Raw genomic sequence first — 20,990 nt, 5'->3', positions numbered from 1 at the left:
TCTGTTATGAAAGGAATTGTTTTATGTTTGATGTTCGTAACGTTGTTTCTGGTGGCAGGAGGATGCCACCGGGGCACGGACGGGAAACAGGGGTTGAAGGTTTTGTATGTGGGTTTTAATCCGGACCGGGAGTTGCCTCCTAGGAATTTTGCTCACGGGGCGGGAATCGCGGAAAGTCGTTACGAGAAAGATATGAGGGAGAGAATGCCTGCATTTGAAAAATTGCTGAAGCAGTATTTCGTAAAGGTGCAAACGGTGGATGCCCGGGATTATGAAGAGAGTATGACGGAAGAGTTTGATGTGATCGTGTTTGACGGGGTACCGGAGCCTGTCTACCCTAAACAGGAAGAAGCAGAAACCGAGCTTGCTCCTGTTGCAAAAAAGTTGGCAGACGTGGTGGATACAAAGGCTTTGTTTGCTGCACATTATTTCTCGGATCAGTATAATAAACCGACTTTGTTTGTTGGTGATAAAGCTGGAATTTTAGGGGCTGCACTGGGGTTGAAATTGAACTGGTATTGCCGTTGTTTGGATGCCCATGCTTATGATGTACGGGGGGATCACCCGATTTTTCAGGGACCGCTACCCGTGGATATGACGTACGAAAGACGATTGGCACCCTCGTCGGCTATTTCCGGGGTGGAAGGTGTGACGACACCGGGAGTGATGGATATGTGGCGGGTGCAAACAGAGGGGTATCGTGAAGGAGGACGGGAACGTTACCGGCAGGGATTGGTGGCTTTCGGAGATGGTTTTGAAGAGAATGGTGACGGGGAACGGATTGCCGGAGGGGTGAGCGATAAGTACCGGAATGCAGTGGCAATCGGACGACATGGTAATTTTTTCATGTGGGGATTTGCGGCAGACCCGAATTATATGACGGAAACGGCACAAAGGGTGTTTATTAATGCGATATGTTATATCAGTAAGTTCGATGGAAAAGTTCCTGTGACGAGAAAGTACGAGAATGGTTATGTGACGAGGGAAAAGTTACGGCAACAACTGGCCTTATTCGAACGAGATACATTTGAACATTACCGGGAGGCAAGAATGACTTATAACGAGAAATTGATGGAGTTGAAACGTGAAGTTGAGGATCTGAATGCCGCGGGAAAAGAGGTGCCGGGTGATTTGATGGGACAGGCGTGGCCTCAGCCTCAGAAGGTGATGGAGTACGAGGAGTATCTGAATAGTTATTTGAAAAGAGACAGGGAAAGAGCCGGATGTTCGGATGCGGAAGAGTATCGTGTGTATTTGAAGGAGAATATGGATTATTTCTACGGGGGAACGGGTAATTTTTCGTTCCGGGTAGATCGGGATTTGAAACAATTGGGGATTGCCGTGGGGGACGTGAAAGGATTGGAGAGGGCTATCGAGTTGTTGGAGGGTTCACCGGAGGAACGGGAAAAGGGAGAACGTTTGTTGGCCCGCTATTCTATGGAAAATTTTTCGACCGCGGCGGAATGGAAAACATGGTTGGATGAGGTGAGGGACCGTTTGATCTTTTCGGAGGCGTGCGGGTATAAATTTGTTGATAAAGTTAAGGGGATGGCTATCAATTGGATCGATAAGACACAAGGGGGTGTACAGCAGGATAACCCCGTGAGCGTGCTTGCCATGAGGATTGGGAAGGAGATTCAAGTGCAATTTACAATGAAGGAGGGTTTCCATATTTATGCCAATTCGGGAGAGGAAGGAGCTTACGTGTTGACAGATGTTAAGTTTGAATACCCTAGAGGTATTGAGCCGGATGGTAAATTGAAGGTGCCGGAAGGGAAAGCGTATGAGGCAGATTCCAAGGTGAAAATTTACGAGAAGAAAGTAACGCTTGTTCAGCCCGTGAAGGTTATCCCAGCCGATAATAAAGGTGTGATTATTTGTACGGTGACTTACCAGGCTTGTGATGATATGATTTGTATGCCGCCGGTGACGGAAGAGATTGAGGTGATAAATCTTTAGTGAGTGTAATGATATTTAATAATAAAAAAAATGAATCTGATGAAACAAATTATTTTAGTATTGGTCGTGTTGTTCGCCGGAATAAATTTGGCAAACGGACAGATTGAAACGGAACCGGAGAAGTATGGTTTTAAGGTGTGGACAGGAAATGATGTACCTGATTTCGAGGTGACAATGACGAATGGTAAGGCTATTAAAATGAAAAAATTGCGGGGAAAAGTGGTGTTGTTGGATTTTGTGGGTACGCAGTGTACGCCTTGTATCGCTGGGTTGAAAAAATTTAAGAAGGAGATATTCGAACGTTTTAAAGGAAAAGATTTGGTTGTTGTTCCTGTTATTGTGAAGTATAAAAATGAGGAGGATATAAAAAAGTTTCAGGAGCGTTTCGGATTTGATTTTCCTTTTGGAAAGGATAAAGATAGAAAGATTGCCAATTTGTTTTTCGAGGGGGGGATACCCCGTTATTTCGTGATTGACAGGAAAGGGAAAATCGTGTATCACGGACCGAGTTACATGCCCGGAACGTGGGAAGTAATGTTGGATACGATAACAAAAGCATTGGAAAGTAAAAAATAGGTCGGATATGAAAGGGATAACCTTACTATTGAGTTTCTTTTTTCTCTTTGGGAGCGTACGGGGACAGAAGGCGAATTATGAACAGGCGGAACGTTTCGGAAAGATGAAATTCGGGATGTTGGCAGGCTCCCTAGAGGTGAGGCCCAACTATATCGGGGAGAGCGATGTGTTTTGGTATACTTTTAAAACAGGTGATGGTGTACGTTATTATTACGTGGACCCGAAACGTGGCGTGAAACGAGAGCTTTTTGACCGGAAGTTGTTGGCGAAGAAACTAGAAGAGGTGACCGGTGAAGTTGTCCGTGAAGAGGCTTTGTCTTTGAGGAGTGTTCGTGTGAAGGAGGGTGGCCGGGCAGTGGAGTTTAAGTATGCTAAACGTTGTTTCGAGTATGATGTGAAGGAAAATGTACTTGTTCAGGTTGAAGAAGAAGTTCACAATTCACCCGTGAAGAGAGGAGAGGTTTTGTTTGGGAAATCTTCACCGGATGGGGCTTATGTGGCTTACGTGAAACGGCATGACTTGTATGTGATGCGGGTGAAGGATTCGGTGGAAACACGATTAACAACGGACGGGGAACGTTATTTTTCTTATGGGAAGTCGGATAGTGATACGAGCGGGAATGTCGGGACAACTCGTGCCGAATGGTTCGGGGATTCCAAGAAGATGTACGTGATCCGGGAAGATTTGAGGAAGGTGGGGGAACTACCGCTGATTTCTTCAAACGGGGATCGTCCGACAGTGCAAGCATATAAGTGTGCTTTACCGGGGGATGAGCACGTGCCGCAATACGAGGCCGCAATATTTGATGTTACCACGGGAAAGCAGGTGAAAGTGAAGATGGAGAAGTGGAAAGATCAGTTATTATGGTTGTCATATGCGGGGAAACGGTCGGATCAACTTTTTATCCAACGGAAAAAGCGTACCCGGGATGAACTAGAAATATGTGCCGTGGACACGGAGACTGGAGAAGTTCGGGTTGTGATTCACGAAAAAGGGAAACCTTATTTGAATGATGAGTTGTATTCGATAGCTTATTTGAATGATGCGAGCGAGATTTTGTGGTGGTCGGAACGTTCTGGATGGGGAAATTACTATTTGTATGATAATCAAGGTAGATTGAAGAATCAGGTTACTTCCGAAAATTGGACTTCTGGGAGAATTGTGAGGATAGATACAGTTGGTCGGACGTTATATTTCGAGGGACACGGACAGGTAGAAGGTGGTAATCCTTACTATGCCCGTTTGAACCGGGTGAACTTGGACGGGAAAGGGAAAATCAAGATGCTGACTCCGGAAGAGGGGAATCATAAAGTGACATTTTCTCCGTCGGGACGTTATATTATAGATACTTATTCCCGACCGGATCAAGCTCCAAGAAATGTAGTACGAGATGTAAGCGGGAAGCTTTTGTTCACGTTGGAACGACCTGATTTGAATAATTTGTATGCGGAAGGCTGGCGAGAGCCGGAGTGTTTCACGGTGAAGGCGGCTGATGAGGAAACAGATTTATACGGGGTGATGTGGAAACCGATGGATTTTGATTCCACGAAACGTTACCCGGTTATTGCTTACGTGTACCCCGGACCGTGGACGGAATATATACCTCTTGATTTTGAATTTTCTTCTCCTTCGGGAGCCCCGCAACTGGCTCAACTCGGATTCGTGGTTGTCTGTTTTGGTAACCGGGGAGGCAGTCCTTATCGTGGACGGGATTATCATTGCTACGGGTATGGTAATTTGCGGGATTATCCTTTGGCAGATAATAAATACGGGTTGGAGCAATTGATCGCGAGGTATTCATTTATTGATGGGACGAAAGTGGGAATCTTTGGTCATTCGGGAGGGGGATCGATGACGGTGGCAGCTATATGTACTTATCCGGATTTTTACAAAGCTGCAGTGGCCTCTTCCGGTAATTATGACAATACGATTTTTGATTACGGGTGGAGTGAGATTCATCACGGTATAAAAGAGGTGACCAAGGAGGGAAAGGTTAGTTTTGAATTTTCAATACCAGTCCATTTAGAGTTGGCGAAGAATTTGAAAGGGCATTTGATGTTAGTTACGGGAGATGCGGATGATACGGTGAACCCAGCAAACACGTCCCGAATGGTTCATTCTCTGATTCTAGCAGGGAAAGATTTTGAGTTGGTGGTGTTACCCGGACAGAGGCACGGGTACATGGGGTTGGCAAAGGAATATTATTTCCGGAAGATGTGGCGACATTTCGAGCGATATTTGCTGGATGAATGACAAATAAGAGCGGTTCCCAAAGGAATCGTTCTTATTTTTGATTTTATGTGTGTTGCTATTTTGGTGTGTTTTGTACGAATAATTGGCTTGTCATCATGTTTTTTCATTATATTTGAACGGATTTTCGTGTGTAGTCGGTGAAAAATAAGAAGGATATGAGGAACTTGACTTGTAATATGTATATTAAAATTGAGCCTCAGCTTGGGGCGCAATTAGAAGGTAGGCAAATGGCGTGTGTTGAAATTATTGAAAAGGGTGATGACATAATTGCTCCCCAAGCTGGGGACCAATTGTAAGCATTAATATAGAAAAAATTGGAAATGAGTGGAGTGATGATAGGTAATCAGCGTGTGAAAGCGTGAATTGTTACGAGATGGTGAGGTGTATAAAAGATAGGTTGGTAGCTTTTAAAGAGGGAGATGAAGATGCGTTTCGTTTTTATTACGAGATGTATTATCACGCTTTGTGTCTGTTCGGAATCCGGATGGTGAAGGAGGAAGATGACGTGTTGGATATTGCGCAGGATGTTTTCGTGAATCTGTGGAAGGCGAGGGAGACGATAGAATCGTTGGTTCATATGCGAATGTATTTGTACCAATCGATGCGACATCGTTGTTTGAATTATATGCGGGTGAAGAAGTTGGAGGAGATGTATTGTCATGAATATGCGTTGTTCGAATCGGAAGAGGGATTTGGGGATGCGGTCGTGGAGGAGGAAGTGCATCGGATGGTGATGGAGGAAATTGAGCAGCTACCGTTGGAACAGCGTCGGGTGATCATGTTGCATCTGGAAGGAAAGAATAATATTGAAATTGCTGAGATTCTGAAAGTTTCTGTGAACACGGTGAAGACGCATAAAGCCCGAGCCCGCCAGCAATTGAAAACTAAATTGAAGGATCTTTTCGTGATGACGTTCGTCTTAGGATTATAATCTTTGTGTATTTTTTAGAAAAAAGTGATGATTCGTGTCATCCTCTTGGTTGAGATCTTTGTATTAAGAATAGTTAGTGGGTGAGAAACCTGTAATTATTTGAATATGGAAAAAGGGATAGAAAGGTCTATAGAGGAAAAAATTCAACGAATAAAAGCTTATTGGGATGGGGTATTGTCTCCGGAAGAGGAGGCGGAATTTTCGCGTTGGATAGATTCATCTCCGAAGAATAAGGCTTTGTTGGATAGGGTGCAGGATGAGCGTGTTTGGTTGGAAAAGATTCATTTCCGGGAAAGAAATGATTTGGAGAGAGGATGGCATGGTATTCAGAAAAAGATGCAGAAGCGTCCGATGCTGTTTGTTCGTTTGATGCGTTATGCAGCCATGTTGGTTGTTGTTATGTTGACGGGATTGATCGCTTTTAGTGTTTGGGATGATGGAAAAGGTGATGATCTCAAGTTGGGTGTTCAGAACGAAACTCTTTCTGCGAAAGGTGGATATAAGGCCTATCTGGAATTGACGAACGGTAAACGTTTGGAACTGGATAGTTTGAGTAAATTGGAAACACATGTCGAAGGTGCCGTGATAAAAGCGGAAGACCAAGGAACCGTGATTGTTCATGAACAGCAAGGGGATTCTTTGGTGGAGAGCGTGGAGTATAACCGAATGATAATTCCTCGTGGGGGAGAATACAAGATCGTGTTGGCAGATGGTAGTCAGGTGTGGATAAATTCTCAATCTGTATTGGAGTTTCCTTCTCGGTTTACGGGAGGTGAACGGCGAGTAAAATTGAAGGGAGAGGCTTATTTTGAAGTTTCAAGGAATGAGAGTAAACCTTTTGTCGTGGAAGTTGAAGATAAAGAAGTCCGGGTTTTGGGAACTCAATTTAATACAAGTGATTACAAGGGGAGCTTTGTGACGACATTAGTTTCCGGAAAAGTGCAGGTTCGTGTTGGTGATGCGGACTATATTCTTCATCCTTCCATGCAGGCAAGAGTGGAATCGGGCAAGGTGGTGGTGGAGAAAGTGGATATAAAGGAATTTACAGCTTGGAAAGATGGTCTTTTTGTTTTTAAAAAGAAGAGATTACAAGATGTGTTGGATATTTTATCCCGTTGGTATGATGTAGACGTGTTCTATCAGAATTTAGATTTACAGGATTTACATTTCACGGGAACAATTCAGCGGCATAGTAATATTGCTGATGTATTAAAATTTCTGGAGAAGACGAATATGGTGAAGTTTACCTTGAAAGGAAGGACTTTGATCGTTTCTAAATAAAAAGCTGTTGAAAAATTGGCCCTTTTCAACAGCTTGGATAAACAACAATGTGTTTAATCTTTTAGTAAAACAAATTTATGAGAAAAAATCGACAAATGCGATTTTTGAGGAATCGTATTCTAAAAAAAGTGGTGAACATGATGAAATTAACATCTTTTTTGCTGTTGGTTAGTTTTATGCAGGTCTCTGCGGCCCTGTATTCACAGGATTCCAAGGTTTCGATACAGGTGAAAGAATGCCCTATCGAACAAGTGTTTGAATTGATTGAAAATCAATCCAGTTATGTCTTCGTGTATAATCATGAGCAGGTAAAGAACGTGGGACGTGTTACGGCTAATTTCCAAAATGAGAGTGTCGCTCAAATTTTGAAAACTTGTCTGAAGGGATCTGGGCTATATTACGAGTTTGTGGATAACACGATCGTTATACGTTTGGGTCAAGAGGACAAAAAGTTCAAGACGATACGAGGTAAAGTGATGGATCGGGATTCCGTGCCTTTACCCGGTGTGACGGTGAAGATGAAAGGGACTACTATAGGGACGGCAAGTGATATGCATGGAAAATTTGAATTAGTGATTCCTGAAGCTCAGAAAGTTGTGCTTGTATTTACATTCATAGGTATGAAACAGATCGAGAGGGAAGTAAAAGTCGGTCTGCCAATTAACGTGGTCATGGAGGAAGATGTGGCCACGCTGGATGAGGTCGTTTCCTACGGGTATTATAACGTGGATAAACGGCACATGACGAGTTCGGTGACTTCTTTGAAGATGGATGATATTATGATGCCGGGGGTAAGTTCGGTGGATCAAATGTTGGAGGGGCGAGTACCGGGGATGATTTTCATGCAGAATTCGGGACAGGTGGGTGCGGCTCCAAAGATTAAGATCCGGGGAACGACGACGGTTTTGGGGTCTCAAGCTCCATTGTGGGTGTTGGATGGTGTGATTTTGTCTGATCCGGTGAATATTGACCCGACGAGCATCAATGATTTGGATTTTGTGAATTTGTTGGGGAATGCTATTTCCGGTATTAACCCGGACGATATTGACAAGATCGACGTGTTGAAGGACGCTTCGGCCACGGCTATATACGGTCCGAGGGCATCAAACGGCGTGATCGTGATCACGACAAAGAAAGGAAAAGTGGGGGCCCCGTCGGTTTCCTATTCTTTGACAGGAACATTTCGTCAGCGGCCCCGGTACACGGACCGGGCGGTGAACGTGATGAATTCTCAGGAGAGGATAGATTATTCTCGGGATATTGTTGAAAATAAACTGGAGATCCCGGATTTGGAGAGTTGGGTTGGTTATGAATCCGCCTATTATGATTACCAAAGCGGTAAAATCAATCACGCAGAGTTTTTGAATGCCGTTCATAAAATGGAAACCGTGAACACGGATTGGTTAGGGATTCTAATGAAAGATTCTTATTCACACAATCATACGGTGAGTGTTTCCGGTGGTACGGATAATATTCGCTATTACGCGTCCTTGGGGTATAGTAACGAGAATGGTAATATCCGGGGAGAGAAAAATGATCGTTATTCCGCTCTGACCCGTTTAAATCTGAACTATAAAAATTTCACGATGCAATTCGGGTTGAATGGTAGTACGATTAAAAAGGAATATACACCAGAGAAAGTCGGGGTGACCGATTACGCTTACAATACTTCCCGTAGTATTCAAGCGTATGATGATAACGGAGATCTTTGGTTTTATCAAAAGAGAAAAGCAGATGCAGGTGCCTATGATCAGTTATTTAATATCATAAACGAACAAAATAATACTTATGATAAGATTAAAACGGAACAAATCGGTTTGAATGTTTCCTTAGGATATTACTTGCTCCCGAAATTGAAAGCTGAAGTATTCTGTTCCTATAACGTCTCTAATTCAAACGAAGAAATATATTTTGGGGAGAAAACGTGGTATATTGCCGAATTAAGGAAAAAGAACGCGGAAACGGGAGAAATAGATTTCGGGAAGACATTGTGTCCTTCCGGGGGAGAATTGCGGCTGGATAACACGAAAAACGAGAACTATAGTTTCCGGGGATCTCTTACTTTTAATAAAAGTATCGATAAGGAACAGGAGCATGTCGTTTCTGCTTCCGTGATCGGGGAATTGAGTTCTTCGAGATATAGTGGTTTCAAGATTACAAAACGCGGGTATCTACCGGAGCGAGGGTTGATTTTTGACAAGATCGAGTCGATGACAGACGGCAATCTTTACACGAAATATAATGAATGGTTGTTGACTGATGCGGCAAGAGGACAACTGAAAGACAATCTGACGAATTTGGTGGGGTTGATTGGTACGGCAACTTATTCATACCGGAATGCTTATATTTTTAACGTGAATGCGAGAATTGATTTTTCGAATAAATTCGGGGATGCCAGTAATGATCGGTTGTTGCCGATATGGTCTGTTTCCGGACGTTGGAATATGCACGAGAATGTGTTGCGAAATGTGAGTTGGATTGATATGCTGGCGCTGAAAATGTCGTTCGGGTATCAGGGAAATATGTCTGCACAGGATTCTCCCCGTTTGATTATTAAAAAGGGAGGGACGGATAACGATTTCAAGGAATATTCCTCGACGATTGATAGATACCCGAATCCTAACTTGAAATGGGAGAAGACTTCAACTTACAACGTGGATGTGGATTTCTCGTTATTTAATAATAAAATTAACGGTACGGTCGGTTATTATTACCGTTACACAACAGATGCTTTCCTCTCGAAGAAAGTATCCGTGGTGAATGGTATTGATACTTACACGGTGAATAGTGGGAATTTGAAAAATCAAGGTTACGAGTTGACGTTGAATTTTGTACCAATCAACACGATGACAACGGTTAACGGGGAACGTCGTGGGTTAGTCTGGCGTTTTGATCCGAATTTTGGTTCGGTTTTCAACCAGTTGATTGATAAGGTAAAACATAAGGATCAAGTGTTACAAGACGAAGTGACGTTTGAAGATTATTTAAATGGTCGGGTACAAATATCCGGACGTCCGGTGAACACGTTCTATTCCTATAGATACAAGGGACTGGATCCGAAGAACGGGGCTCCGATGTTTTACGGGACAGAGGCGACGACTATCGTAGATGGGGAAGAAAGAAATACGAGCGAGATTTACGAGGCGATGGATCGTGAGGATGTGTGGATGACCGTGATGGAACATTCCGGATGTCGGGAGCCGTTTTTACAGGGAAGTATAAGTAATTACCTCGGATGGAAGAATTGGGGACTTTCTTTTAACTTGTCATATAGTATCGGTTCGAAAATTCGTTTGTTCAGGTTGTACCCGAATCAAGGAGTTGTGAATGGACCGGAACAGAATCTTCGTCGAGAACTGGTAAATCGTTGGCGTCGTCCGGGAGATGAGTTAAACACGAATGTTCCCGGTATCTTGTCGGGAAGAGATCATCTGGATGCTGTTTTCCCTTGGTGGGATGGAGAGACATACGATTTTTCCAGGACGTTGTGGGATATGTATGACTTTTCCAATCTTCGGGTGGCATCCGGTAATTATTTGAAATTGTCAAGTATCTCGTTGCGATATGTCGTGCCGGAAAGTTTTTGTGAGAAATTGCGGGTGAAGTCTCTCTATCTGAATTTGAGCGGGACAAATTTATTTACCTTGTGTAGTCGGAAACTAAAAGGACAGGACCCATCTCAATCCGGTTCTACCGATTTGATTAATATCTCCGTGCGTCCGACGTATTCACTTCAATTAAATGTAACGTTTTAAGTAAGCAGAGTTATGAAAAGAATATTATTTGTTGTTGTCGTAGGATGTTTCTTGTTTAGCTCGTGTGGGGATTTTTTGGAAGAGTACTCCAAGGATCTCGTGTACGCCAGCTCTTGCGAGGATTTGGACGAGATTATTATTGGTAACGGGTATATGAAAAGAAATGCGAATCAGGAATATGCTTATTATAGGGAAAATGAACTGTATTACCCGTATTTACACGTGATGGATGACGACGTGGAAGAGTTTCTTTCCGGAGCGGTAAAAATGTTAACAAATGCGAATCCTGCTGTCCGATACCGGAATTTCTACACGTGGGGAGAACGTCCTTTTTCTGATATGACCGGGGTGGAATTGGTTGATTCTGACTGGAAAAGATTATACGAGCATATCGGGTATGTTAACGTGATTATATCTTACGTGAAGGAGTTCGAGAGTGATCCGGAGGAAATTCGTCACCGGATTGCGGGAGAGGCTCAGTTTTTACGCGGGTGGTATTATTATATGTTGGTAAATCTTTACGCTAAACCTTATTCAAAGGAGACGGCAGCAAAGGATTTGGGTGTACCTTTGAACGTCACGGAGTTTATCGAGGACAAGTATTTTAGCCGGGATCCGGTGGAGAAGGTGTACGAACAAATTGTTTCGGATTTGAAAAATGCGGCGGATAACTTGGCTGGTATCGTTCAGCCAACTTTTTACAGAGTAAATGAAGCGGCAGCCCGCACTTTGCTAAGTCGGGTTTATTTGTACATGGGGGAATGGCAATTGGCTATTGACGAGTGTGATAAGGTGTTAGCCCTGGGATGTAAGTTGCGTGACATGAATGGTCTGGACGAAAAATGGTTGAACACGGTAAACTCTCCGGAAATATTGTTTACCCAGGGTAGTTACGCTATTGGAGGGTTGATGAACAATAATCTATCACGATACGGTGTTACGGGTGGTGGACGTTATCGTGTTTCGGATGAACTTCTGGCCTTGTATAAGAAATACAAGAACGATGGCGTGGTTGATTTACGGGAAAGTGTATTTTTAGAGCCTTCCTCAAGTTATTGTCCGGGATATTTCTTTATCAGGAAGACTCCTGATTATAGTAATAATCGTAAAGGATCAGTAAAAGTTTATGATGCTTGTCTGATTCGCTCTGCCGAGGTTTATTTGAATAAGGCAGAGGCTCAGGCGATGCTGGATCAGCCGGATGCGATAAGTACGGTCAAGGTTTTGATGGAGAAACGTTATAAAGATAGCGTGTTGCCCGCAATAGACGGTTTGAAGGGAAAGGAGTTGGTTGATTTTATCCGGGAGGAACGGCGTCGGGAATTGACTTGCGAGGGGCATCGGTGGTTTGATTTGAGACGTTATGCCGTGTCACCTAAATATCCGGAATTGAAAGAAATCATGCATGGGGTTTACCAGTCCGCGATGGCGAGCTTGAAACCGGGCGTGTATGATGGGAGTTACACGTTGAAACCGTATGGCCAGGATAATGCCTGGGTGTTACCGATACCGGATTACGAGATTATTTTTGATCGGGGGGCCATGGTGGACAACGATAAGCGGGAGTCTCGGGAGAAGAATGAAAATTAACATTAAAAATTGCGAGTATGCTAAGAAATATTTTTGTTGTACTGGGAATGGTGTTTTGCTTTTGCGTGAGTTGTGACAAGGAAGACAATGATGTAAAGGCAGTCGAAAACATGCGCGATTGGTATAAGGTTGAGGATAAACCGGGCGAGGTGAATCATTTGCTTTATAAAATGTACAAGTATTATGACGTGACTATTTTTATTAATGATACTCTTGGACAGGAAGAACGAGGTGTGGATGCTTACGGGGAACCTATCGTTCACACGGAATTGTTTGATATGGGGTATTACGTGTACGGGACTTACACGGATGGGCGAATGACGTTATCCGCTGACAGTGCAGCCATGATTGTTGCTATTAATATGATTGAAGATCGGGTGATTCCGCATCTGCCGGAGCCGGGAGCTTACCGACCACATTCTTTTTTGTTGGCAGATTCTGTTTTCTTGACGCAACAAATCGGTTTTTCCTATGTTACTTACGAAACGGATATTTATAGCCGGGGGATAAGAGGAATGGTGATTGGGAAATTGAATGCGATCAAAAAGATGAGTGAGGATGAACTGAAATGGTTCGGAGGGGAGATCTTGGCTGTGAAATGTGCGGACTGGATTCAGGAGTTTTGTGTGGATGAGTTACTGGATTTTTATAAAATATCCGGGGATTCTAATTATGATGAAGCGAGTATGTTTGCCCCGGCAGATTGTCCGGAAGAGCTTGGATTTATCAAATGGCTGGAAGTGGAGGTTTCATCCCGTAATTGGGTTAAGACCCCTACTAAGGAACAAGACATTCGGGATTACATCGCGGCTATTTACGCCTATTGGGGAGAAAAGGAGAGGTTCTACGAGTTGTATCGTGATTATAAGGATATAATTAAGAAGTTTGATTTGATGGTGCCTTTGGTCGAACGGTTTGAGGAAGCAAATTGTGAGGTGAAGTAGGAGAAAAGCGAATCCCACGAAGTTGATACTCCGTGGGATTCTTTTTATTTGTTTGGTTTTATTGTTTCAACCACTTATCCAGCCAAGAGGCGAAAGTCCGTTGCCATAGGATTCCGTTTTGGCAACCTAATACCCAGTGACATTCTTCGGGGAAGTACAGGTACTGTGCCGGGATGCCACGCATACGGGCTGCATTGAAAGCTCCCATACCTTGAGAGGCGTCAATACGGAAGTCTTTCTGACCGTGAATCACTAGGATCGGGGTGTCCCATTCTCCCACGAATTTGTGAGGAGAGTTGTCGAACGTGCGTTGGGCCACCTTGTTATTCTTTTCCCAAGGAGCGCCGCCCATATCCCAGTTAGCAAACCACATCTCTTCGGTGTTGTAGTATTGCATTTCCATATTGAAGATACCACAGTGAGCGATGAATGCTTTGAAGCGCTTGTCGTGATGTCCGGCAAGGAAATACACGGAGAAACCACCATAAGAGGCTCCCACGCAACCTAAACGGTTTTCATCAATATAAGGCTCTTGCTTCATCTCGTCGATGGCAGAAAGGTAATCCTTGATGTTTTGTCCGGGGTAGTCACCACTGATTTGCTCGTTCCATTCTTGTCCGAATCCCGGTAGACCGCGACGGTTCGGGGCAACAATGATGTAACCGTTGGCAGCCATCATCTGGAAGTTCCAGCGATAGCTCCAGAATTGGCTTACCGTGCTTTGAGGACCGCCTTCGCAATAAAGGATTGCCGGGTATTTTTTGTTCGGATCGAAGTGGGGAGGGTAGATGATCCAAGTCAACATTTGTTTGTTGTCCGTGGTCTTGATCCAACGAGATTCAACCTTACCCATGGTTAATTGATCCAAAATACCTTTGTTCACGAATGATAATTCGGTGTCTTTTCCGGTTTTCGGGTCAACTTTGTAGATTTCTGCCGGTTGACTCATAGATACCTTGGTAGCAATGAGGTAGTCGTTCACGGGAATAACCGAGGTGTAATTGTGTACGCCTTCGGTTAATTTGGTGATAACACCGTCATTCAAGGTTAATCGATAGATCTCGTCCGTAGCGTGATGGTCTGAAATGAAATAGATCGTGTTGTCATCCCCCCAAGAGAGAGCCCCAACATTTTGATCGAAATCTTTCGTGTATTCTTTCTTCTCTCCGGTTTTCAAGTTCATCACGAATAGACGAATTTTGTCAGCCTCGTAACCGTCACGTTCCATGCTTTCCCAAGCCATTAGTTCTCCATTGGGGGAAATCACTTGGTTTTGGTCGTAACCCATCATCCCCTCTGTAAGGTTGCGGGTTTTACCGGAATTCAAATCGTAAAGATAGAGGTCCGTATTGGTAGAAGTCATGTAAGCGATTCCCTCTTTTTTGCGGGCCATATAGATCACGCCTTTTCCGTCTTTGGTCCAGGTGATCTGTTCTGTACCGCCCCAAGGACGAACGGGTGATTCCCATTTTTCTCCTTCCATGATGTCTTTACCCGTGGTAACCATTTGGCCGGGGATGTAATCTGCCACGAAAGGATGGGTGTAAGCCTCTACCCAGTCATTCCAGTGACGATATACTTGACCGTCGATCAAGCGGGCGTTTGCCTTCGGAAGATCGGGGTGAAGATCGTGAACATCTTGTTCCAGTTTCACGTCTTTCAAGAAAAGAAGTTTGGATTTGTCCGGGGAGAAAATGAACCCCCCGATACCGCCTTCGATATTGGTTAACTGGGTAAGCCCACTACCATCGGCATTCATTTCCCATAATTGTACGGAACCGGATTTGCTGGACATGAAGGCAATTTTACCGTCGGAAGTCCACGTCTCTCCGAATTCCTTGTAATCCGTGTCTGTCAGTTGTTTTGATTTTCCATCGGCCAGGTTCATCACGTAGATGTCACTGTATGAACGATCTTCTTCCTTGTTGAAGTAAGTCACGTCGTACACGAGTGTTTTTTGATCGGGGGATACGCTTACGCTACCGATTCTACCAAATGACCATAACACCTCGGGAGTCATCACGTCGGATGCTAGTTTCATATCCGGTGTTTTATAACTTGGTTTTACTGCCTCTTTCTTGCTGTCACACGACACCATTGCCAACAAGACTAATGCAGAACATAAATAACTTTTCATTGTAATTTTAGCTGTTTTATTACTCGATTTTCTTATTTCGTTGCCGCTTGCACGCCGTTCTCCATGGCTTCCACGATTTTTTGGGTAAGCTCTTCCGCCAGTTCCGGGTTATCCATCACCAGTTGTTTCACGGTTTCCCGTCCTTGTCCCAGTTTGCTTTCACCGTAAGAGAACCAGCTACCGCTTTTCTTGATCACGTTGTATTCAACACCGAGATCCACGATTTCTCCTGAACGGGAGATGCCTTCCCCGTACATAATGTCGAATTCGGCTTTCTTGAATGGAGGAGCAACTTTGTTTTTCACCACTTTCACGCGGGTGTGGTTACCGTAGATTTCCTCTCCGTCTTTGATTTGTCCTACACGACGGATGTCCAGACGCACGGAGGCATAGAATTTCAACGCATTACCACCCGTGGTTGTTTCGGGATTACCGAACATGACACCGATTTTATCACGCAACTGGTTGATGAATATACAGCAGGTATTTGTTTTGCTGATGGTTCCTGTCAGTTTACGTAGTGCTTGTGACATCAAACGGGCTTGTAATCCCATCACGCTATCACCCATATCTCCCTCTATTTCAGCTTTGGGGGTTAGGGCAGCTACGGAGTCGATCACGATGATGTCGATTGCTGCCGAGCGGATCAGTTGTTCCGCAATTTCAAGGGCTTGTTCCCCGTTGTCCGGTTGGGATATAAACAAGTTGTTCACGTCAACTCCCAGTTTCTCGGCGTATGACCGATCGAAGGCGTGTTCGGCATCGATGATAGCCGCGATACCGCCTTGTTTTTGTGCCTCGGCGATGGCATGGATGGCTAATGTAGTCTTACCGGAAGATTCGGGACCGAAAATCTCGATCACACGGCCTTTCGGGTATCCGCCTACTCCTAATGCTCTGTCCAGTCCGATAGAGCCGGAAGGGATCACTGCGACATCTTCCACGACATTATCGCCAAGTTTCATGACGCTCCCCTTACCGAAGTTCTTTTCGATCTTGTCAAGGGTAAGTTGAAGTGCTTTTAACTTGTCTTGATTGGTTTCTGTGTTTGCCATAATTTATTGATTTTAAATTTTAGATTTTAGATTTGAACTCCCTCCCCCCTTCGGGGTACTCCCTCTATAAACAGAGGGAGAGTTGAGTTACTTACCATCTTTGGTAAGAGTTACCAGCTCCTCCTCTGTTTATAGAGGAGGTGGTCGAAGGCCGGAGGAGTGCTTTATTTTATTTTTAATTGTTCCAGGATTTGTTTCGCGTGATCTTTCGTGTTTACTTTCGTGATCACTTTTTCAATGATCCCGTTCTCGTCAATGACAAAGGTGGTGCGCACGACTCCCATGTAAGTTCTGCCATATAATTTCTTTTCGGCCCATACACCGTAGGTTTCCAGTATCTTTTTCTCGGTATCAGCAATTAGGTTGAAAGCCAAGTTGTATTTGGCAATGAACTTTAAATGAGAACTTGCCGAATCGGGACTGACACCAACGACTTCAAATCCTTTTTCCGTGAGGGAAGAATAACCATCATTCAAGCTACATGCTTCCGCGGTGCATCCCGACGTGTTGTCCTTCGGGTAAAAATAGAGGATTAATTTTTTCCCTTTAAAATCTTCCAGCGTGATTTTTTTCCCGTCCTGATTTATGCCCTCGAAGTAAGGGGCTTTATCTCCTTCTTTTAATGGTGCCATATTCGTTTATAATTAGTGATTTACGATAAGGAATATAAACAATTTATGATTTGATAAAACTTGTTTACTTCTTTTCCCGTAGTCTATGTACAAAAGTAGGAATATTTTGGTGAAATGAAATAGAGTTTTGGAATATTTGTACATTTGCATAAATCTAAAAATAGAGTATGGAATTTATAGAAACGTATAATTTGACAGGGCTGATTATCGGGATTTGCACGTTCCTGATTATCGGATTATTTCATCCAGTGGTGATTAAAGCGGAATATTATTGGGGAACAGGTTGTTGGTGGATTTTTCTCGTTCTGGGAATCGTGGGAACAGTGGCCGCTTTGTGGGTGACGAACGTGCTATGGTCTTCTTTACTAGGCGTGTTTGCCTTTTCTTCTTTCTGGACGATCAAGGAGATTTTCGAGCAGGAAGAACGAGTGCGTAAAGGGTGGTTTCCCGAAAACCCAAAGAGAAAAGCTAGAAAAGAATAAATTTGTAATTTACGATAAAAAGGCGTTAGCTTTGTGTGTGGAAATCACTGAATCGAAAAATCATAAATCAAGAAATTAATACATGGATAGTTCAGCAATTATAGAGCGGATGAACCGGGAGAGCCGGGGTACATTAATGGCAAGTTTAGGTATAGAGTTTATTGGTATCGGAGAGAATTGGTTGGAGGCAAAAATGCCTATTGACGAACGGACGATGCGCCCCGGTAATTTATTGCATGGTGGAGCAATTATGGCATTAGTAGAGACCGTGGGGAGTGGATTAACTTATATCGGAGAGAATCTGGAAGAAAATCACGTGTTTGGAATCGAGATTAATGCCAACCACGTTCGGAAAGCTCAAGGAAGTTATGTTATTGGTCGTGCGGAGTTTATTCATAAAGGACATCGTACTCACGTGGTATCTGTTAACGTGACGGATGAATTTGGGAACTTGGCATCTGTTGGACGGATCACGAATGTGGTGCTGCCTAAGTCTTAGTTAATAGAAAGCTTATAGGATAGCAGCAATTTTACGTATTTTGCTCAGTTTTTCCATAAACTTGCTATCGTTTTTTGCCATTTGCAGATTGTAGCATGTTTGCATTTTAAGTAAAGGTTCAGCATCAATGTCTAAAGCTGCCCCTATAAGCATGGCATATTCTGTATTTAATGGACGTTTTGCATTTAGTATCTCATTTAAGACTGTATAAGATACGCCCATTTCTTTTGCAAGTTTCTTTTGAGAAATGCCTCTGTATTCAATTTCATCCTTCAAAATTTCTCCAGGGTGTGTTGGCTCAAAAGGAGTAATATTATTGGCAATCATTTTAGGGTCGATATTATCTATTTTGCTCATAACTTTTTCTATTTATAATGGTTTGATAATTCAATTATATTACAAATGGTAGTTACAATTTCGCCTCGCATCTCTGTTACTATGAATTCAATTCGATATTGATTGTTGACTCTAATGGAACAAAGTTCTTTTCTATTTCCTGATAGTTTTTCAAAATTTAGTCCGTTGTATTTGTAAAGTGCTGTAATGTTAGAAACGTTAATCATGATATCTATACAACGTTTGTATCTACGTATAATCTCAGGCTGAAAATGATGTTTTTTGTCATTAGCTTTTCCTGATTCATATAATTCTTTTAGATACTCTTTATCGAATGTAACAATCATATTAGTTGTTTCTTTGAATACAAAGATAGGGAATAAATTTTATAAATTCGCAAATTTGCGAATTTATATGATGATTTTGAGGTAGTGTCGTGGTTTTATACATAAACACTGATCGAAAAAATTTAATATAATCTTGCATTCCTGTTTGCTATTTGTTTATAGTTTGATACCTTTGCTATTGACTTACATTATAACAACCGCAGGGAGTTCCTGCCTAATTGTAGCAGGCATTTTTCATGCCTGTTACTCAACATACGGTTCTGTACCCCCGTGTGGTGTATTAATGTACCCACTGCTGCGGTTGTAGTGTAAGTCAACGGGAAAGGCGGAACCGTTTTTTTCTGCCTGACTTAAACCTATAACTTATGGAAAAGAATGATGCTTTGAAGGCGCAATCAGAAAATGGAGATGCGTTAGGTGGCCTGTCCACGGAAGAAATTGAAAGGCTGGAAAATTACTACATTTGGGAGGCAGAACGTTTAATGGCGTTTGGGGTGCAAGAGAAAAAGGAACCTTTAGAGGGTATGTTGAAACACTTGCGTATCGTGGAAAACCTATTACACAGTTTACAATTTCAGTGGGAGGATAGTATTTCAGTACTATATAGTAGTTTTATGCATTATGTAGTTCTGGTAGAGGGAAAAGAGAAGCAAAATCGCTTATCAGATTTGGTGATAGAGTTGATAAAAAAGATGAAATATCTCTCAAAGAAAGAACCTTTGATTATGGGTTTGGCACGTCGATACCAGCAACAGAGGAAAGAAGTAGAAGCTTTGATTGGTTTGAGGAGTAATGGACCTGAAATGTGACTATCATGGGTGAAAAGGATGAAAGTGCTTTTTCTGACGGGATGTCGGGAGAGCAACAAAGAATGTCTTCGAAAGATTTCTATCTGACGAAGTCTCAGGTTATGAGAAGGTTTCGGAGTAATAAATTGAGCGGAGATTGTGATGAAAATTTATTGGGAGGCTTGCTCCATGAAATGAATGAAACGCAACAACTCTTAGATTGTATGCGACTTCCTTGGATGAAATTGGCTGATGCTTTTTTTCAAGGTTACGTTGATGTCCCCTCGTATAGTAAGGATAAGAGACTGTTAGCTTCACGATTAATAGAATTAATGGTGAAATTATCAAGGGAAACTTCTTTTGTTGAGAAATGGTTTGTGTACAATTCTTTTCAAGCGAAAGAAATTAAAGAATTAGAGGTTGCGTGTAAGATGCGACGCCTCTATAGTATTTCCATTGGTGATGAGTTATTGTACGATCTTTCGTTGAAACAATTAGTTGAAATTCATGATACGATCGAAATATTTCTTGAACAAGGCGATACCTCTTTTCAGGAATTTGAGGATGATGATTTATATGGAATTGATGTGGATATGTCTGTTTGTCGTTTTGCGGACAAAGATACTTATGGTGTTTCTTACTATATTGATACTTACGAGGGGGAGATGCACTTTACATCTTCCGAGCAAATAAGCTGTGTTGTCGAGCAAATGCAACAATTCTTGGATCGGATGGAAAAGAGAGAGTTTATGAATATTGAGGAGGCTACAGAAAAAGAAGGGGCTTTCATTACAATACGGGAAGACTATACCCCAAGAAAGAATGTCTTGAACGAGATTCCACTTGTAAGTAAAAGTATTCGTCAATGTGATGGGGAGGCATTAACGGGAAGTTACACGATAAGTGCTAATGGTTTGTATTTAAATGATCTATCTTCCCCGAAATTAAAAGAAATTTCCGTGAAACTTGAAGAATTTTTAGAATCTGTAGATAAACAATGGAGAATACTTCGAACACCTGTAGAATGTGGGTTCGAATTTTGATTGGAAGGGTAAAAAGCAACTGGAAAAACAGTTGCTTTTTGCTATAATAACGAAGCACAAATATTTCGTAACTTCTCAAATTTGTCAATGTTTTTCTTGTTTTGTCGAGCCAGTTGTAAATTGTAGCGAGTTTGCATATTTACTAACATTTCGGCATTGATACCTAATGAAACTTCGATTAGCAAGGCGAAATCTGTAGATACGGGGCGTTTCCCGTTCAGAATATCATTAAGCATGGTGTACGAAAAATCTACAATTTGGGCAAATTGTTTCTGCGAGATTTTTCTGAATTCCAATTCTTCTTTTATGATTTCACCCGGATGTATTGGAATAAATGGTTCTCCTAAATTTCCCATGGTAATTTTTTTATTTGTAATGATT

18 protein-coding genes are annotated in these 20,990 nt (G+C 42.6%); 12 read left to right on the top strand and 6 right to left on the bottom strand.

From position 1 onward, the window contains the following. Positions 1-6 precede the first annotated feature (6 nt). The 8 genes from F1644_RS02650 to F1644_RS02615 all read left to right on the top strand — a co-directional run bounded on the left by F1644_RS02650 (position 7) and on the right by F1644_RS02615 (position 13,290). Complete coding sequence (locus F1644_RS02650) at positions 7-1,959, top strand: protein-disulfide reductase DsbD domain-containing protein (RefSeq protein ID WP_118302151.1); 1,953 nt, start codon at positions 7-9, stop codon at positions 1,957-1,959. A gap of 39 nt (positions 1,960-1,998) precedes the next feature. Continuing rightward, on the top strand, positions 1,999-2,535 hold the full coding sequence (locus F1644_RS02645) for a peroxiredoxin family protein (RefSeq protein WP_158572004.1): 537 nt from the start codon (positions 1,999-2,001) through the stop codon (positions 2,533-2,535). 7 nt (positions 2,536-2,542) lie between these two features. Beyond that, complete coding sequence (locus F1644_RS02640) at positions 2,543-4,789, top strand: S9 family peptidase (RefSeq protein WP_118302153.1); 2,247 nt, start codon at positions 2,543-2,545, stop codon at positions 4,787-4,789. A gap of 373 nt (positions 4,790-5,162) precedes the next feature. After that, positions 5,163-5,720: an RNA polymerase sigma factor gene (locus F1644_RS02635; RefSeq protein ID WP_118302154.1), complete on the top strand. Its 558-nt coding sequence runs from the start codon at positions 5,163-5,165 to the stop codon at positions 5,718-5,720. Positions 5,721-5,825: 105 nt separating this feature from the next. Then, entirely contained in the window at positions 5,826-7,001 is a 1,176-nt protein-coding gene (locus tag F1644_RS02630) for a FecR family protein (protein WP_118302155.1), read from the top strand. Between the two features lie 137 nt (positions 7,002-7,138). Next, positions 7,139-10,756 carry a SusC/RagA family TonB-linked outer membrane protein gene (locus F1644_RS02625; protein WP_229782428.1) on the top strand — a complete coding sequence of 1,206 codons (3,618 nt, stop codon included), beginning with the start codon at positions 7,139-7,141 and terminating at the stop codon, positions 10,754-10,756. A gap of 12 nt (positions 10,757-10,768) precedes the next feature. Continuing rightward, positions 10,769-12,346, top strand: coding sequence for a RagB/SusD family nutrient uptake outer membrane protein (locus F1644_RS02620; protein WP_118302157.1), 1,578 nt, complete (start codon positions 10,769-10,771; stop codon positions 12,344-12,346). Positions 12,347-12,363: 17 nt separating this feature from the next. Next, positions 12,364-13,290, top strand: coding sequence for a hypothetical protein (locus tag F1644_RS02615; RefSeq protein WP_087420479.1), 927 nt, complete (start codon positions 12,364-12,366; stop codon positions 13,288-13,290). Between the two features lie 58 nt (positions 13,291-13,348). On the opposite strand, the gene F1644_RS02610 is transcribed toward F1644_RS02615, so the two are convergent. The 3 genes from F1644_RS02610 to bcp form a co-directional block, all read right to left on the bottom strand. Then, a complete protein-coding gene (locus F1644_RS02610) occupies positions 13,349-15,427 on the bottom strand; it encodes a S9 family peptidase (protein WP_118302158.1) in 2,079 nt (692 codons plus the stop codon). Positions 15,428-15,459: 32 nt separating this feature from the next. Next, a complete protein-coding gene (recA, locus tag F1644_RS02605) occupies positions 15,460-16,482 on the bottom strand; it encodes a recombinase RecA (RefSeq protein WP_087420477.1) in 1,023 nt (340 codons plus the stop codon). Positions 16,483-16,646: 164 nt separating this feature from the next. Beyond that, positions 16,647-17,114, bottom strand: a complete 468-nt coding sequence (gene bcp / locus F1644_RS02600; RefSeq protein WP_087420476.1) for a thioredoxin-dependent thiol peroxidase — start codon at positions 17,112-17,114, stop codon at positions 16,647-16,649. A 167-nt stretch (positions 17,115-17,281) separates the two neighbouring features. On the opposite strand from bcp, the gene F1644_RS02595 reads away from it, so the two are divergent. Both F1644_RS02595 and F1644_RS02590 read left to right on the top strand, forming a co-directional pair. After that, positions 17,282-17,596 carry a DUF4491 family protein gene (locus tag F1644_RS02595; RefSeq protein WP_087420475.1) on the top strand — a complete coding sequence of 105 codons (315 nt, stop codon included), beginning with the start codon at positions 17,282-17,284 and terminating at the stop codon, positions 17,594-17,596. 82 nt (positions 17,597-17,678) lie between these two features. Beyond that, positions 17,679-18,095, top strand: a complete 417-nt coding sequence (locus tag F1644_RS02590; protein ID WP_118258247.1) for a PaaI family thioesterase — start codon at positions 17,679-17,681, stop codon at positions 18,093-18,095. A gap of 12 nt (positions 18,096-18,107) precedes the next feature. Here the strand turns inward: F1644_RS02590 and F1644_RS02585 are convergent, their stop codons facing one another. Together F1644_RS02585 and F1644_RS02580 are read right to left on the bottom strand one after the other, a co-directional pair. After that, the gene (locus F1644_RS02585) at positions 18,108-18,452 is read right to left on the bottom strand and encodes a HigA family addiction module antitoxin (RefSeq protein ID WP_087420473.1); all 345 of its coding nucleotides are present in this window, start codon (positions 18,450-18,452) and stop codon (positions 18,108-18,110) included. 8 nt (positions 18,453-18,460) lie between these two features. Then, on the bottom strand, positions 18,461-18,778 hold the full coding sequence (locus F1644_RS02580) for a type II toxin-antitoxin system RelE/ParE family toxin (protein ID WP_118258246.1): 318 nt from the start codon (positions 18,776-18,778) through the stop codon (positions 18,461-18,463). 365 nt (positions 18,779-19,143) lie between these two features. Here F1644_RS02580 and F1644_RS02575 point away from each other — a divergent pair, with 365 nt between their 5' ends. Continuing rightward, positions 19,144-19,587: a hypothetical protein gene (locus F1644_RS02575; protein ID WP_118302159.1), complete on the top strand. Its 444-nt coding sequence runs from the start codon at positions 19,144-19,146 to the stop codon at positions 19,585-19,587. Positions 19,588-19,592: 5 nt separating this feature from the next. Beyond that, positions 19,593-20,609, top strand: a complete 1,017-nt coding sequence (locus F1644_RS02570) for a hypothetical protein (protein ID WP_118302160.1) — start codon at positions 19,593-19,595, stop codon at positions 20,607-20,609. Between the two features lie 41 nt (positions 20,610-20,650). On the opposite strand, the gene F1644_RS02565 is transcribed toward F1644_RS02570, so the two are convergent. After that, complete coding sequence (locus F1644_RS02565; protein WP_118258243.1) at positions 20,651-20,965, bottom strand: HigA family addiction module antitoxin; 315 nt, start codon at positions 20,963-20,965, stop codon at positions 20,651-20,653. Positions 20,966-20,990 lie beyond the last annotated feature (25 nt).

This window comes from Butyricimonas paravirosa (genome assembly GCF_032878955.1).
GTDB classification, from domain to species: domain Bacteria; phylum Bacteroidota; class Bacteroidia; order Bacteroidales; family Marinifilaceae; genus Butyricimonas; species Butyricimonas paravirosa.
Note: the sequence above shows the minus strand (reverse complement) of the source record. Positions and strands in the feature narration are given on the sequence as shown.

Coding starts and splice junctions, on each gene's coding strand:
- F1644_RS02650 (WP_118302151.1), top strand. CDS start 7: ATGAAAGGAATTGTTTTATGTTTGATGTTCGTAACGTTGTTTCTGGTG.
- F1644_RS02645 (WP_158572004.1), top strand. CDS start 1,999: ATGAAACAAATTATTTTAGTATTGGTCGTGTTGTTCGCCGGAATAAAT.
- F1644_RS02640 (WP_118302153.1), top strand. CDS start 2,543: ATGAAAGGGATAACCTTACTATTGAGTTTCTTTTTTCTCTTTGGGAGC.
- F1644_RS02635 (WP_118302154.1), top strand. CDS start 5,163: ATGGTGAGGTGTATAAAAGATAGGTTGGTAGCTTTTAAAGAGGGAGAT.
- F1644_RS02630 (WP_118302155.1), top strand. CDS start 5,826: ATGGAAAAAGGGATAGAAAGGTCTATAGAGGAAAAAATTCAACGAATA.
- F1644_RS02625 (WP_229782428.1), top strand. CDS start 7,139: ATGATGAAATTAACATCTTTTTTGCTGTTGGTTAGTTTTATGCAGGTC.
- F1644_RS02620 (WP_118302157.1), top strand. CDS start 10,769: ATGAAAAGAATATTATTTGTTGTTGTCGTAGGATGTTTCTTGTTTAGC.
- F1644_RS02615 (WP_087420479.1), top strand. CDS start 12,364: ATGCTAAGAAATATTTTTGTTGTACTGGGAATGGTGTTTTGCTTTTGC.
- F1644_RS02610 (WP_118302158.1), bottom strand. CDS start 15,427: ATGAAAAGTTATTTATGTTCTGCATTAGTCTTGTTGGCAATGGTGTCG.
- recA (WP_087420477.1), bottom strand. CDS start 16,482: ATGGCAAACACAGAAACCAATCAAGACAAGTTAAAAGCACTTCAACTT.
- bcp (WP_087420476.1), bottom strand. CDS start 17,114: ATGGCACCATTAAAAGAAGGAGATAAAGCCCCTTACTTCGAGGGCATA.
- F1644_RS02595 (WP_087420475.1), top strand. CDS start 17,282: ATGGAATTTATAGAAACGTATAATTTGACAGGGCTGATTATCGGGATT.
- F1644_RS02590 (WP_118258247.1), top strand. CDS start 17,679: ATGGATAGTTCAGCAATTATAGAGCGGATGAACCGGGAGAGCCGGGGT.
- F1644_RS02585 (WP_087420473.1), bottom strand. CDS start 18,452: ATGAGCAAAATAGATAATATCGACCCTAAAATGATTGCCAATAATATT.
- F1644_RS02580 (WP_118258246.1), bottom strand. CDS start 18,778: ATGATTGTTACATTCGATAAAGAGTATCTAAAAGAATTATATGAATCA.
- F1644_RS02575 (WP_118302159.1), top strand. CDS start 19,144: ATGGAAAAGAATGATGCTTTGAAGGCGCAATCAGAAAATGGAGATGCG.
- F1644_RS02570 (WP_118302160.1), top strand. CDS start 19,593: ATGGGTGAAAAGGATGAAAGTGCTTTTTCTGACGGGATGTCGGGAGAG.
- F1644_RS02565 (WP_118258243.1), bottom strand. CDS start 20,965: ATGGGAAATTTAGGAGAACCATTTATTCCAATACATCCGGGTGAAATC.